Consider the following 15,005-nt stretch of genomic DNA (forward strand, 5'->3'; position numbering starts at 1 on the left):
TCTCTGTAACGGATATAGTACGTCGAATGTCATGATGCGGGCACACCTCCCTCATCGTGATCTAACACCAAACTATGATCCAGTTATGAAAAACAGAACCACAGCATTGCTAGTGGCGTTGACACTCGGTGTCTGCGCCTCCTCGTCAGCCCAGAATCAAAACCGCACCGAACGCGAAGCGCAGGCCAACAGCCTCTATCAGCAAGGCATCGTCGCGATGGAAGCAGGCAAGTATGACCTCGCCAAGACCAGCTTCCGTGAAGTACTCCGCTTATATCCCAAGCATACTCAGGCGCGCAGACACTTACTCCATCTCTTGGAAAACCGGGACTCACTTGAGATTGGCAAACGTAAAGCGACGCTGAAAAAAGTCATCATCCCCGTCGTGGACCTCGATCAGGCCACTGTGCAGGAATCACTGGAAATGCTATCCGCCCAAGTCGAACGCGTATCCAACAAAAAAGTGACCCCTAACTTCATTGTGCAAGATCCAACAGGTGGCTTCAAAGGCCGTACTGTCACATTGCGCCTCCGCAATATTCCTGCGGAAACGCTGCTGAACTACATTGTTGATCAGGGGGCTGGACGGGTGCGCTACGATAATCACGCCATTGTCATCACACCACGCAATCCAGGCACATCAGGAGCCGCTGAGGCCAAGAAACCTGATCTAGAAACATCAGATCCTAAATAGGGCTTCTCCGACCCGTCAATTCGCCCAGGCGTTGAGGATCCATGAGATCACAACGACCTGTGGCAGGGTCAGAATCGGCAAAATGAAGGTGGTCTTCCACGATTTGGTGGTTTCCTTCAGTGCCATGATTTCTGTGTAGTCCGTGGCAGCACCGGCCATCAGGAAGGCAAAGCCGTTACCCGGTGCAGCAGCGCGTGTCACCAAATCCGCCGCGATCGGACTGGAACCCTCGGAACAGACCTCGATGACGGTGGCTGCCAACAGAGTCAACAAAACCCCCGTCCAAGTGGGGCCGAACCAATCGCCAAAGACCTCCTGAGGCATAAAGGCGCGGATTGCCGCGGCGAGCACCGTGCCGAAGAAAATCCAGCGCAGGATCATTCCGGACTCGGCGAATCCATTTTTTATCATGCTACTGAAGTAGTTCAGATCAAATTTGGTTCTGCCGAATGCTGCTCCGATTTCACGCCACAGGTGGAAATCCTTCGGTAGTTCGACGTGATTCGGATTCGCTGGCAAACTCCCCTTTTTCACTAACATCTCTACGCAAACACCAGTGATCACAGCGATTACTCCGGATAAAGCGATAAAGACCAACGTCCACTTCAGGCCGATCAGGGCAACCAGGATCAAGGTCAGTGACAGCGAGTTCCAAGGACTGGCGATTAGAAATGCCAGTGTTTGCCCCAATGATGCTCCACGCTCGTAAAGCTTCATTGCCACTAACAGAATCCCGTGGTTACAAAGATCAAGAATCAAACCTGCTGACATGGCGCGCAGCACACCTTGGATACTACCAGGCTTGCCCAACACCGCTGCCACCCACTGCCGTGGAACCCGACCAAGGGCTCCGACCGCGAGAATTCCAAGCGCAAGCCCCCACCACATTTTATTGAGCAATTCAAAAACCCCCTGACTGAAATGTGCCGCCTGATGTGGCAGTCCATTTAAAAATAAGTGTGCGATGTAACCCAGTGCACAAAGAATCAATGATCCCCAAAGCAGCCAGTCGATTTTCCCCTTCTTGGTTCCGCAACAAACATCATCGGGCCCTCCATGAACTGACTGATCGTGATCATCGGCTTTTGACGCGGAACAACAGCTCTTGGACATAACTAGAAAATGGGAGAGAGGACTGACAAACTCCTCGCCGAGTTCTTTGTAGTCTGCTTCAGTGTTCCTCGCAAGCTCCAGCAATGAAAATTCCCCTTACTCTACCTAATACCATCTTCATCCTGCTGCTCAGTGGTATTCTCAGCTCGTGTGGTTTCTGGAAAAACGATGACCATGTGGCGCGTCTGTCTTCACCTGTGCCAGAGCTTCCTCCCAAGCCGATAGCGCCAGCCATCCCCTCACCTTCAAAAAAACCAGAGACGCAGACCTGGATTTTCAATATTGATGAAAAAAGGACAACCGGCGTGATTGACCTCAGCATGGATCCCAAAGGGGCGATGTTAGGCTCACGTCTTGCTCGGGATACAGCCCCACTGAAAGGTAAAATCACCGTCTTGGTCACCGACAATACAAAGACCGGAGAACGTCGCATTTCCATCAAAGACATCCGGATTACCAACACCGGAGCCTATCACATGGACTACGCTTGGGGGGCCTTGGTAGGAAATATCACCGTTGATATCCCCGCAGGCGTCATCAACATCAAACCTAACACAATAACACAGTCCAGCCGCTTGGAGAAAGCCGGGCCGTTTGCGATTCCTCAGTGTTACTTCACCGTGCTTGGCCACTCACATGTTAGCGGTCGTGGACTGGTCCTCTCCAAAGCCGTTCCGAGGCGTAAAGTGGACCTCACGATGAAAAAAACTCAGCAGGTCACCCTGCGCGGGGACATCAAGATTTCCAAGGGCACTGCGACCCTCCACATTCCCCGTGCAGTGCTGCGAGACAGTTTCGATTTCGACGGAACCAAACTTGGTCTGCTGTTCACGGCGAACATCACCGCCACAGCTACAGTTAAATGAATGCCGGTTTTGAGGTAGTCACATTCACTGCGCAAAACTTGTAACTCGGCTGTCGGGAAAATGGGTCAAACGAGGCCATCGTCAGCCGATTTGCCTTGGCATAATGCATCGGCATGAACAACTGCCCTGGTTGCACGGTGGGTGTTAGCATCGCTGTCGCAGCAACTTCAGAACGGCGTGACAACACAGTGATCGTGTCATTGGGGCCAATGCCAAGTCGCTCGGCATCGTCAGGGTGCATTTCCACATAGATCGACTGCGGGTATAGTTTGCGCAGCACCGCTGATTTTTTGGTGCGTGTCTGAGTGTGCCATTGGGCAGAACTTCCTCTACCTGTTAGAAGAATGAATGGAAATTCATCATCGGTCGGCTCAGCAACCTCGACCGGATCAGAGAACAAAAACTTCGCCCGACCATCCGCATGGAAAAACCGACCGTCTGAGAATAACCGCCGCTGATTATCGGCATTCAGCCCATCCAAGTCTGACTCCCTACACGGCCATTGAATGCCACCTAGGTCATCAAGTGTACGATAACCATCAATCCCAGAAATATCACATGGCTGGCCACGACTGACCTTTGTTAGAATACGAAACACCTGCTCCGGTGAACTCCAGCGCGAGAACATTTCTCCACAGCCCCAGTATTGGGCGATGAGTCGGAAGATATTAAAGTCAGAGAGCGCAGAGCCCGGTGCCTTAGCCACTTTTTTCACCAACCCGATGCGGCGTTCCGAGTTTATGAACACACCATCTTTTTCTCCCCAGCAAGCGGCAGGTAGCAGGAGATCAGCCTGCGCGACGGTTTCTGTGGTGGCATACATGTCTTGCACCACGAGAAATTCCAGCTTGTCCATGGCCTCGCGATATCGGTCCTGATGGATCCAGGAATGCGCGCCATTCGTCGCCACCACCCAGAGACCTTTGATTTTCCCAGCGTGGATTCCCTCGATAATTTGATCGTAAGCCCAGCCGGTTTCTTCGGGAATGACTGCCGGATCAATCGCAAGAGCTTCGGCGACTTTTTCTCGATCGGCCTGATTAGCGAAATCGTGACCGCCTAACAAATTGGTGGTATTGCTGAACAAACGCGACCCCATCGCATTGCACTGACCGGTGATCGAGTTGGCTCCGGTGCCGGGTCGGCCAATGTTCCCGGTCATCAGTGCTATGTTAATGATCGCCTGCGCCGTGCGCACAGCTTCGTGACCTTGGTTCACGCCCATCGTCCACCAGAAGGAAACCCGTTTGCCTTGGCCGATGGTATCGGCGAGCTTTTCCATTTGGTGTATGGAGATGCCGCTGCGTTTCTCCACTTCTTGCGCGGTAAATTTTGCAACGTGTTGCTGGAAATCAGCAAAGTCATTGCAATGCTTTGCCACAAACTCCTCATCAACATATCCCTTTTCTAACAATAGGCGTGCAAGACCATAGAAAAACATCAGATCGCTTTTCGGGGCAATGGGATAATGCTGAGTTGCCGCCACCGCCGTTTCCGTCTTCCGTGGATCGATCACAATGATCTCTGGGTTGTGGAGATTGCGTTCAACACGTTGCCACATGATGGGATGGGCGATGCAGAGGTTTGATCCCACCAGAACGATCACATCCGACTCTTCAAAATCTTGGTAAGTGTACGGTGGCGCATCAAATCCGAAGCTTTGTTTATAAGCAACCACCGCCGTGGCCATGCACTGCCGTGTATTGCCATCACCATGCTTGATACCCATGCCGAACTTGGTTAGGGCCCCTAGGAAAGCCATCTCTTCGGCGACAATCTGCCCGGTGCTGAGGAAGGCGACCGAATCAGATCCATGCTTTTCCTGAACCTCCTTGAAGCGTTCGCAAAAAACAACCAGTGCCCGGTCCCAATCAACCTCCTCTAGTTGACCACCTCGTTTCTCCCTCATCATCGGCACAGTCGCGCGATCATTTGCCTGCAAGGGAGTCAAAGCCTCCCAGCCTTTGGGACAGGCCATACCAAGATTCACAGGGTATTCGGTCGACGGTGTTAGACCAACCGCTTCGCCGTCTTTCATATGGATGTTCAAACCACAACCAGTGGAGCAAAACCCGCAGACCATGGTCGTAGTAGCGTCCGGAACCACACCCGCAGGCACCTGACCTAGACCGAACATTCCGGGCTTCCTCACCAGACGATCAGTCTTAGGACCATGCCACTGCCGCACAGGTGGGATGAGTTGTTTGAGTGATTTGCGTGATCCGGCCATCGTTTAATTATACTCTATTGCCACCTAATGCGCACGGCTGAGTTCGCCTGGCATTTTCAGGGTGACTACGGCTTGGAAAAACAGTTTCCGCTCAAGCCATTCGCTCGCCAGCAGCATCATAAAAGCGGCCAGACCCAACCAAGCAGCACTGGCAGGAATTAAGCAGGCTAACACGACAGTTATCAATGCGGTGCTGAGTGATATCCAGCGGAGTCTAAGCACTCTGCCAAGCGGCCGAAGCTGAAGCTGTGCGCTTTTCTTAGCGTAACTCCATTCGATATCACGGGCCGGTAGCAGCTGGCGAATCTCCGTCGTGGCTTTCACAGCAACTGATAACAAAACCCCGATGACCGCGAACCAGCTGACCGACCCTTTGGTCATCAGCTCAGCGACACAAAGGCCTGTGAATCCACCTAACATCATCGTGCCTCCAAAACGGCCCAAGGTCTGACTCATCGACCAAAAAGCTCGACGGGTATCGACATAAACCATGACCGAACAAAACACACTGACCAAACCTAAGAGAACTGCCATCACCGAACTCGCCAGTGGTAACCAACCAGGAAGGTTTACAGGCAGAAACGCGCTCACTGGCTCCGGAATCCAGGTGGACAGTTGCGGCCATGCGGCAACGGCGAGAGAAGCTATCAATGCAGGCATCCATGCACCGAAAAGCACCACTTCACGACTTAACCATGAGGTTTTCAAACCAAGAAAACATCTCCAAGCACCCATCGGACTTCCAAGGTGAGTGAAGCTTGCGATCAAACCTGCCTTACCTAACAAAACGGCCACAGCTAACAAAGAGATGTGCATCCCTGAGAACCAACCGGGCGCGAGAAAACGGCCAAGGCAATCGACCAGTGACAGACCAACGGCCACCTGGGTCAGCATCAGCATAGTCACCAGCGGCAGATGCGAGTGAGCCGGAGTCAGCTCGTATTCGTCACTCGCCTGCATGGTCTCGTTCAGCTTGCGCTTGCTGCGGAATGTGGTGCTGGGCTTGGTGTAGTCTGAACGGAATGCTCCGGGGAGAATGCTGCGACCACCTTTGGCGGCTTCATGAACGCTTGCGGTTTGCACAACCTTGATCTTGATGGCACCACTCGGGCAGGACTGCACACAGGCCGGAGCCTCACCCTCGGCTAGACGTTCGTGGCACATGTCGCACTTTCTAACAATCCCCAGTGATTTGTCATATTTGGGGACATCATACGGACACTTCAGGGAGCAGTATTGGCAGCCGATGCATTGGTCATCGAGATGGCGTACCACACCGGTGTCTTTTTCCTTTTCGTAGGCTCCCACCGGACAGCCGTTCAGGCAGGCAGGATCAGCACAATGATGGCAGGCAGAGGTCACCGTTTGTTGCTCGGCAACGCCATCCACTACACCGCGTATGGAGCCGATATCACGCCAGCTTTCGTTATCGTTCAGGCCATTGAGGCTGTGACACGCAACAACGCAGGCTTTGCAACCGGTGCATTTGTCCAGATCCACCTCAAAGGCATACTGCTCGCCTGTTGAAGGCTTCCGGATGGGGATCAGGTCCTTGTAGTAACTTTTCTGCGCGTGACCGGGGGTCGATGCATGTTTCTGGCTGAAGCGCTCGACGGCAGTCAGCTCTTTTTGCTCACGCAGTAATTGATCGATCAAATTCACCTGCTCTACGCCATGGGTATGGTTATCCGACGGGGATTCTTCCTCGTGTTTCGGATTCAGTAGTGCAGGCATCGTGACCCATATAGCACAAGCCATGCCAGTGCAGCCCATGAAGATGAGTAGTATTCATCTTTAGGATGAACACTAGATGATCAGCAGCAAAATGACCAAAGCCCCTAGCACTGCTGAGATGATCTTCCAGAACCTGACTGGATCACGTTCGATCAAAGGACGGTAGGCCGCTAGAGAGTAGGCCGCGTTAGGATGCACCAGATCGTATACCCATTCGCTCATACCCGGATAGCGGGCGGTGGCTTGGATTTTCAACGCTCTGGCCAAAGCCCCGTCCAGCCACACTGGCACCATCGGGTTATGGTGGTAAACGGACACGTAATCCAGCAGGCTGAAATCCTTCGCGTTCGCTGCCTTCGCCCACTTGTCACCATACGGGCACTTCCCTCCACTCAGCAGGTGGTAGGCAATCATAGCGATGGAAAACTGATCCGCACGTGGACCGATGCTTCTGAGTGTGGGCATACGGTATTCGGGAGCTGAAAAATCGAGTGTTCCCAGAGCATCCTGCACATTCGTGCGGCCAAGTCGCTCACGCAGCCCTGCAATCCGGCATGATCCGTAATCGATCACAGTCGCCTTGCCTGACTCATCGACGATGATGTTTTCCAATTTTAAATCCTGATGCAGCACCTCCTTGCGATGCAGTGCCCGCACGCCGGAGACGACCTGCTTCACAATCGCTACCACATCATCGATCGGCGGCCGCCCCTCGTGGCCATCAAGCCATGTTGCCAAGTTTTTGCCATCAAGCGACTCCATCAGATAGTAGAGATATGTGGGTTTGATATCGCGATCAATGACCCTAACAAGGTTTTCATGAGCGACTCGTTTGCCCACCCATTCCTCCGCAGCAAACTGCTCAATATATTCCGGATCATCCTTAAAATTGGGTGACGGTGTCTTCATCACCATCTCGCGTCCATCAGTGGTATCCCTAACACGGTAAAGCTGACTCCGGCTGCTTTCCACCAACACCTCCTCAACTTCCAGACCATCCATTTTCATCCCCGGCGCAAGCAAAGGAGGAAATGGCCGATCGCTGATGACGCGCTGTGCCTCGTCATAATTACTATCCGGCAGAGAATCGATACGCAGGATCACACAGGTCGCATTATCATCGCCTCCGGCATCCAACGCTCGTTGTGCGATGTGTTTGGCTGCATCATCCAGACTTTCTCCAGAGTTCACTCCGCGACAGATTTCCTTGTCGCTGATGAAATCATGCACGCCGTCGGTGCAGAGTATGAAATGATCGCCCACCTCGAGATCGACCTCACGGTAGTCCACCTTCAAACTGAGATTGAGACCTACTGCACGGTTCAAGAAACTTGTATTGGAAACAGCGGACCGGTGATCACGCGTCAGTTGCTCAATCTGCCCTCCCCGCACTCGGTAGATACGCGAGTCGCCAATGTGAAAGATGAACCCGGTGCGCGAGCACAGCACGAGTGAGCTGTGGGTGGATACGTAACCCTTCTCATCACTCAGTCCCTCCGCGCTGCCTTGGCCATAGAGCCAGCGATTCAGACCATCTAACACTCGTTGTGCTGAGGTCTTCACGGTCCATGTTTCGGGCGTGCAAAAGTAATCAGACAGAAAGGCCTGCACGCACATCTCGCCTGCGACTTTGCCACCGCTCGCTGCGCTAACTCCGTCAGCCACTACCGCAGCAATGCCCTTGGCAGAGATCACGGCGTTGTCCGGAACTCTTACTCCGGTGCAGTCCTCATTTTCCTCCTTTGGTCCTCTTAACGAACACTGCCCCGCCTCGACACAAAGTCGGGACGGGGCGGCAGAATGATTGTGCATCACAGACATATTCGCACCGGATGCAACCGGAGGGCAATGGGTAACTTTACTCATGATACTTCGATCATTTCGACCGATCCATCAGGCATTACCTCGGCGACGTGACCTTCAGGCTCATCCAGGAACATCGTGGCGATGAATCCTACCGAACTCGATGCGGCAATGATCATAAAAAAGGTGGAGGCATCCACAAAGGAGAAAATGGTCAAGAAAACAACCGCTCCAACGTTTCCGTAGGCACCTGCCATGCCAGCGATCTGCCCGGTCATCCGGCGCTGCACTAATGGCACGATGGCAAACACGGCACCCTCGCCGGACTGCACAAAGAACGAACAAATCATGGTGACCATCACTGCAACAGGAATCGCCCAGCCAGCATTGATCTGACTCATCATGAAATAGCCAACCGCAAGACCGACCATGAAGATTAACAGGCTTTTCCGGCGGCCCAATTTATCGGAAATCAAACCACCAGCCGGACGAGCGACCAGATTCATAAAGGCGAAACCGGAAGCGAGAAGACCCGCTGTGACCGCACTCAGGCCGAAGGTATCCATGAAGAAGAATGGCAACATCGATACCACTGCCAACTCAGAGCCAAAGGTGACAAAATAGTTCAGATCCAGGATCGCGACTTGCTTGAACTTGAAACGGAACATCTCTCCTACACCTCCGTTTTTCAGCATCTCCTTATTCACTCGGTAAATTTGTGACGTCTGCAGTATGTAGAGAAGGAAAAGACCAACGTAGATAATGTTCACTGCTGTCTGACCTAACAGACCAACACCTGATGGTGACAACTTCCATGCCAGAACAGCCAGCGCCAGATACATTGGCACGGTCATCGCCAGCAAGAAGTAGAAATCACGCGGCGTGCTGACCTCCATGCCGCCACTTTTCTTGGGCTTGAAATAGGTCGATCCCTTCGGCGTATCACGCGCTACGATGTAGTAGAAGATGCCATAAAGCGATGCTATGGCTGCAATACTATAAAGTGCATAGCGCCAGCCGTTTTCACCCCCGAATGCCAAAGCGATGCTAGGTATGCTCATCGCGGCAGCGGCTGAACCGAAGTTCCCCCAGCCACCGTAAACTCCTTCAGCAAGACCCACCTGGCGAGCGGGAAACCACTCACCCACCATGCGAATACCGATGACAAAGCCGGCACCCACAAAGCCCATCGCAAAGCGGGCCATCGCCAGCTGCTCGTAGGTTTGTGCCGAAGCGAACCATGCGCACAAACCACCTGAGATAACTAACAGAGCACTGTAAGTTTTTCGCGGTCCCAACTTATCCACCAGCATGCCGATCACCACACGGGCGGGAATCGTGAGAGCCACATTCAAGATCAGCAGCGCCTTCCACTGCGCCTTGCTCAGTCCGAAGGCCTCGGTCAGAACCGAGCCGAGCGGCGCGTGAGTGAACCATACTACGAAAGTTATGAAAAAAGCCACCCAGGTAAAATGCAAGGTGCGGATACTCGGGTTTTTTACATCTAGTGGATTGAGGCGTGTTGTGCTCATGCCAGCAGCCAAGCACCGTGCGTGCCAACCGCTCATCCAAGGCCATCAGACGATTCATTTTAACCATGAATACAACTAATCGGCAAACATGGTATGCCTCCTGCTTAGGTTATGACTCCTGACATTTTAATCCATACTTTTGTAACCATGAATTTACCTGATATCCGGCAGCTCAACATCTTCATCGCTTTAGAGGAAACGCGGTCGTTCACAGCGGCTGCGAGGCTTTGTTTCATCACTCAGTCAGCCGTCAGCCACTCCATTAAGGCACTGGAAAAACAGCTCGACTGCCCATTGATCGAACGTATGGGCAAGCGCATCATTCTCACGCCTTACGGCGAAGTTTTCCTGCACCACTCCAAGAGGGTGGTTGCCGAATTGGAGACCGGCCTTAGCAAACTCGCCAAACTCAAACAGTGGGGATACACATCCATTCACATCGGCGTGCCAGACTCCATTTGTCAGCTGGTGCTCCCCGGAGCGCTGAAGGACTTTTATGAAAAACACCCTCGATGCGAGGTCTCTGTCAGCATCGGTGACACCTCTGAAATCTTAAAAATGATCAACGATGGACAAGCCGACCTCGGACTTGGGATTCAGCAGGCACTGCCCGACCAGAAGTTTATTTTCACCCCACTTGCCGACGATGAACTCTGCTTCATCACCAGCACCGGCCACCCTTGGACCAAACAGGAACCGACGATGCGCAAGGAACTCTCAGATGTCCGACTGATCACCTATTCGGCTAAGAGTGAAACCAAGCGCCTGGTCACCCGCCACTTTAACGAACACGTGATCCAGCATCACCAGCCGCTGACGTTAGGAAACATGGAGGCGATCAAGGAAATGACCAAACTTGATATGGGTGTGGGCATCATTCCTCGCTGGGTTGCAAGACGTGAAATTGAAGATGGCAGTCTAACATCACACCCCATTTCCACTCCCCCACCAAAACGGAAGTGGGGTGTTTTCTCGCCTGCTCACAAAACGCTCGCGCTGCCCGAGGAGGACTTCATCACCATCTGTAAAGAGCACCTTGAGGCCGCCATTCAAGCAGGCACCGTCGAACCGGCTACGGCATGATTTAGACTCATGATGATCATGTGATTCAGCCACATCACGATGGCACAGGCACTGCTAACGGCAGTATCATGGTTAAATCACTGCTATTCATCAGCCTTATTACTCTACCTTGTTCTGCCGGAACACCCGCCGCTGACATTCCCGAACCAACGCCACCGTGGCTGAGTTTCTCACTTGAATCACGGCTGCGTTATGAAATGCGCAACGAGCAGGGACTCGATAACTCACATGCTCTAACACTGCGTGCAAGACCCGGCTTACAAATCGGCCGAGACACTGGTTTTTCCGCATTTATCCAGTCCGAGCACACGCTCGCATTGATCGATGACTACCAGGTCGGCACTCCCCAGTCTGCACGCTTCGATCCCTACGTGCCAGGGAACACAGTCATCGGTGATCCCGAGAACAACGAGCTCAATCAGCTCTATCTCCAGTATCATAGCGACTCACTTTTGCTACGCGCCGGACGTCAGCGACTCATTCTCGACAATGCTTCCATGATTGGAAACGTCGGCTGGCGCCAAAACGAACAAACGCTCGATGCCGCTCTCGTCAGCTACACCTCTGGACCGCTCACTGTGCAGTATGCCTATGCCAATCGAGTTAACCGGATCTTTGGAAATGATGCCACAGGCGCGGTGCAAGCGCTTGAAGGTGATGTGCATCTGCTCAATGCCGCCTGGAAAATCGGTAAACACTCAGTGCACGGCTACATTTACCTGATGGACTTCTCTGAGCAGCAGTTCGCACGCGCCAGCAACAACACCTACGGCGCTTTCACCGATCTCAACTTCGATCACGGCTCCTACCACCTCGAAGTTGCCGCCCAGAACGAGTCCGGCCAGCAACCCGACTACACCGCCCTCTACGGACACGTGAACTTCAGCAAAAAGTCCGGCGACTACACCTTTGTTACCGGCGTTGAATACTTAGAACAAGACTTCGTCACTCCGCTCGCCACTGTCCACGCATTCAACGGCTTCGCTGATGTCTTCATCAACGACCGACTCGGCCTGACTGGTGGCCCGGCGCAATGGAACGGACTCACCGACGTTTACGCCGGCATTTCCACACAGGCCCCCTATGACATCAAACTCTCCGCTACCGCCCACGCGTTCTTTGATGATGAACTCGACGATTTCTACGGTTGGGAAATCGATGCCGTAGCGGTGAAACAAATCGCTGAGAACACCAAGCTGATTGCCAAGTTTGCCCAGTTCTTTGCCAACGACGACACCGCCTTCGCCAACGATGTCAGCCAGTTCTCGCTACAGCTGGATTTCACCTACTAGCGACATCTCATAATCTTCATGAGGTTCATTCATGGTCGGGTGAGCCAAATGGCATGCCACATGCTGAAAGCTCTGGTGAGGGATATTTCCAGACACTTAAAACTCAAACCCAGACTACTATGAAAGAAAGAATCATCGTCATCGGCAACGGAATGGTTGGCTACAAATTCTGTGAGCGCCTTGTCAATAAAGACACTGAAAAGCGCTGCCAGATCGTCACCTTCTGCGAAGAACCGCGACCCGCTTATGACCGGGTCCACTTATCCGAATACTTCGCGGGCAAATCCGCCGATGATCTGGCTATGGCCAAGTTCAATTGGTACGAGGACAACGGAGTGGAACTTCATGTCAACGAGCTAGCCACGAATATTGACCGTAAAAACAAGCGGGTGCTCACGGCATCCGGCAAGGTCGTTCCTTATGACAAGCTGGTGATGGCCACTGGCTCATCCGCCTTTGTTCCACCTGTGCCTGGCATCGATAAAAAAGGAGTCTTTGTCTATCGTACCATCGAAGACCTCGATGCGATTAAGGCATACGCCAAAAACAGTAAAACCTGCGCCGTTATTGGTGGTGGACTGTTAGGTCTGGAAGCCGCCAAGGCTGCGCAGGACCTGGGACTCAAAACCCATGTGGTCGAGTTCGCTCCACGACTAATGCCGAGGCAGCTGGACGAGGATGCCGGTATTCTTCTCAAGGACATCATCGAAGATCGTGGTATTCAGGTTCACCTTAACAAGGCCACTAAAAACATCGCTGGTAAAGATGGGGTCACCGCGATGGAGTTCACTGATGACAGTAAACTCTATGTCGATATGATCATCGTTTCTGCCGGCATTCGCCCGCGTGATGAACTTGCTCGTGACGCCGGACTCGATGTCGGCGAGCGCGGTGGCATCAATGTCGATAGCTACCTACTCACTAGCGACCCTAACATTTTCGCCATCGGCGAGTGCGCCCTATACGAAGGCATGATCTATGGACTTGTGGCACCTGGCTACCAGATGGCGGACGCCGTTTCCGATCTCTTGTTAGGAAAGGAAGCCAGCTTCGAAGGCGCGGACATGTCAACCAAGCTGAAACTCATCGGCACGGACGTAGCCAGCTTCGGTGCCATCGAAGCACCCGCTGACTCCAACGCCCGCGAGATCGTGATCAACGATCCGCACAGCCAGCTCTACAAAAAACTCGTCATCAGCGAGGACGGAAAGAAACTGTTAGGCGGTATTCTTGTCGGAGACGCCTCAGCCTACGGTGGTCTTCTGCAGATCTACCAGAACGGTCTGGCCATGCCACCTGAGCCTATTCAGCTCATTCTGCCTGCCAGTGAAGGCACCGCAGCCATGGGAGCGCATGACATCCCCAGCGATGCTCAGATTTGCTCCTGCGAATCTGTCACCAAAGGCACACTCTGCTCCGCCATCGATAATGGCTGTAGTTCCATCGGAGAGCTTAAGGCGTGCACCAAGGCCGGAACCGGTTGTGGCGGCTGCGTGCCACTGATGACGGACATCTTCAAAGCCAAGATGTTAGAGAACGGAGTGACTGTGAGCAATCGCCTCTGTGAACACTTCGATCACTCCCGCAGCGAACTCTATCAGATCGTGCGAGCCACACACATCCAGAGCTTCGAAGAACTCTTGGAGAAACACGGCACCGGACTTGGTTGTGAAACCTGCAAACCTGCCGTGGCCTCCATCCTCGCATCCACCTGGAACAAACCGATTCTCGAACACGCTCAACTTCAGGACACCAACGATACCTTCCTCGCCAACATTCAACAGGACGGAACCTACTCAGTGATCCCACGGGTGCCCGGCGGTGAGATCACTCCAGACAAGCTCATCGTCATCGGTCAGGTGGCGAAAAAATACGATCTCTACATGAAGATCACCGGCGGTCAGCGGATTGACTTGTTAGGCGCTAGGGTGCATCAGCTTCCTGCCATCTGGAAGGAACTCATCGAGGCTGGATTTGAATCCGGTCACGCTTACGGCAAGGCCTTGCGCACGGTGAAATCCTGCGTTGGATCCACCTGGTGCCGCTTTGGCGTCCAGGACTCCACCACCCTCGCCATCGATGTGGAAAAACGTTACCGCGGCATCCGCTCTCCACACAAAATCAAAGGCGGTGTCTCCGGCTGCGCCCGCGAGTGTGCCGAGGCCCGCTCCAAGGACTTTGGCATCATCGCCACGGAAAAAGGCTGGAACCTCTACGTCTGCGGCAACGGCGGTATGAACCCACGCCACGCCGATCTCTTTGCCTCCGACATCGATCGCGAAACACTGATCAAGTACATCGACCGATTCCTGATGTATTACATCAAGACCGCCGAGAAACTCGAGCGCACATCCACCTGGATGACCAAGCTCGATGGCGGCCTGAAGCATCTTCAAGACGTAGTCATCAACGACTCCCTCGGCATCTGCGCCGAGCTCGAAGAACAGATGGAACACCTCGTCAGCACCTACGAGTGTGAGTGGGCCAATGCGATCAACGATCCTGAGAAAATGAAACGATTCCGTTCCTTTTCAAATACTGACGATGTGGATGAAACCGTCGACTTTGTCAAAGTGCGCGATCAAATCAGCCCGGCACGCTTGAACGAAACCAGTGACGAAGACGCACTCGCCAGCGCCTAACAAAATCTAAACCAAC

At 53.1% G+C, this 15,005-nt stretch carries 10 protein-coding genes; 5 read left to right on the forward strand and 5 right to left on the reverse strand.

The genetic code is table 11. From position 1 onward, the window contains the following. Positions 1-85 precede the first annotated feature (85 nt). Positions 86-694 (forward strand): hypothetical protein, encoded by a 609-nt coding sequence (locus ACSPJT_RS09780; protein ID WP_435892359.1) that lies wholly within the window; start codon positions 86-88, stop codon positions 692-694. A 15-nt stretch (positions 695-709) separates the two neighbouring features. Here the strand turns inward: ACSPJT_RS09780 and ACSPJT_RS09785 are convergent, their stop codons facing one another. Next, entirely contained in the window at positions 710-1,807 is a 1,098-nt protein-coding gene (locus tag ACSPJT_RS09785; RefSeq protein WP_435892360.1) for a permease, read from the reverse strand. An 83-nt stretch (positions 1,808-1,890) separates the two neighbouring features. On the opposite strand from ACSPJT_RS09785, the gene ACSPJT_RS09790 reads away from it, so the two are divergent. Further along, positions 1,891-2,673: a hypothetical protein gene (locus ACSPJT_RS09790; protein ID WP_435892361.1), complete on the forward strand. Its 783-nt coding sequence runs from the start codon at positions 1,891-1,893 to the stop codon at positions 2,671-2,673. Here the strand turns inward: ACSPJT_RS09790 and ACSPJT_RS09795 are convergent. The 4 genes from ACSPJT_RS09795 to ACSPJT_RS09810 form a co-directional block, all read right to left on the reverse strand. Continuing rightward, positions 2,666-4,903, reverse strand: a complete 2,238-nt coding sequence (locus ACSPJT_RS09795) for a molybdopterin oxidoreductase family protein (RefSeq protein ID WP_435892362.1) — start codon at positions 4,901-4,903, stop codon at positions 2,666-2,668. The two genes, ACSPJT_RS09790 and ACSPJT_RS09795, sit on opposite strands and share 8 nt — an antisense overlap. Before the next feature lie 24 nt (positions 4,904-4,927). Further along, positions 4,928-6,637, reverse strand: coding sequence for a DmsC/YnfH family molybdoenzyme membrane anchor subunit (locus ACSPJT_RS09800; RefSeq protein WP_435892363.1), 1,710 nt, complete (start codon positions 6,635-6,637; stop codon positions 4,928-4,930). Between the two features lie 72 nt (positions 6,638-6,709). Continuing rightward, positions 6,710-8,503, reverse strand: coding sequence for a protein kinase domain-containing protein (locus ACSPJT_RS09805; RefSeq protein WP_435892364.1), 1,794 nt, complete (start codon positions 8,501-8,503; stop codon positions 6,710-6,712). After that, positions 8,500-9,972 carry a NarK family nitrate/nitrite MFS transporter gene (locus tag ACSPJT_RS09810; protein ID WP_435892365.1) on the reverse strand — a complete coding sequence of 491 codons (1,473 nt, stop codon included), beginning with the start codon at positions 9,970-9,972 and terminating at the stop codon, positions 8,500-8,502. Before ACSPJT_RS09810 ends, ACSPJT_RS09805 begins: the two co-directional genes overlap by 4 nt. Positions 9,973-10,119: 147 nt before the next feature. On the opposite strand from ACSPJT_RS09810, the gene ACSPJT_RS09815 reads away from it, so the two are divergent. The 3 genes from ACSPJT_RS09815 to nirB all read left to right on the forward strand — a co-directional run bounded on the left by ACSPJT_RS09815 (position 10,120) and on the right by nirB (position 14,989). Next, complete coding sequence (locus ACSPJT_RS09815; protein WP_435892366.1) at positions 10,120-11,055, forward strand: LysR family transcriptional regulator; 936 nt, start codon at positions 10,120-10,122, stop codon at positions 11,053-11,055. 20 nt (positions 11,056-11,075) lie between these two features. Beyond that, a complete protein-coding gene (locus ACSPJT_RS09820) occupies positions 11,076-12,347 on the forward strand; it encodes a hypothetical protein (protein ID WP_435892367.1) in 1,272 nt (423 codons plus the stop codon). Positions 12,348-12,466: 119 nt separating this feature from the next. Then, positions 12,467-14,989, forward strand: a complete 2,523-nt coding sequence (gene nirB, locus ACSPJT_RS09825) for a nitrite reductase large subunit NirB (protein WP_435892368.1) — start codon at positions 12,467-12,469, stop codon at positions 14,987-14,989. Positions 14,990-15,005 lie beyond the last annotated feature (16 nt).

Origin of the sequence: Oceaniferula spumae, from assembly GCF_042849255.1 — a bacterium.
Taxonomy (GTDB): Bacteria; Verrucomicrobiota; Verrucomicrobiia; order Verrucomicrobiales; family Akkermansiaceae; genus Oceaniferula; species Oceaniferula spumae.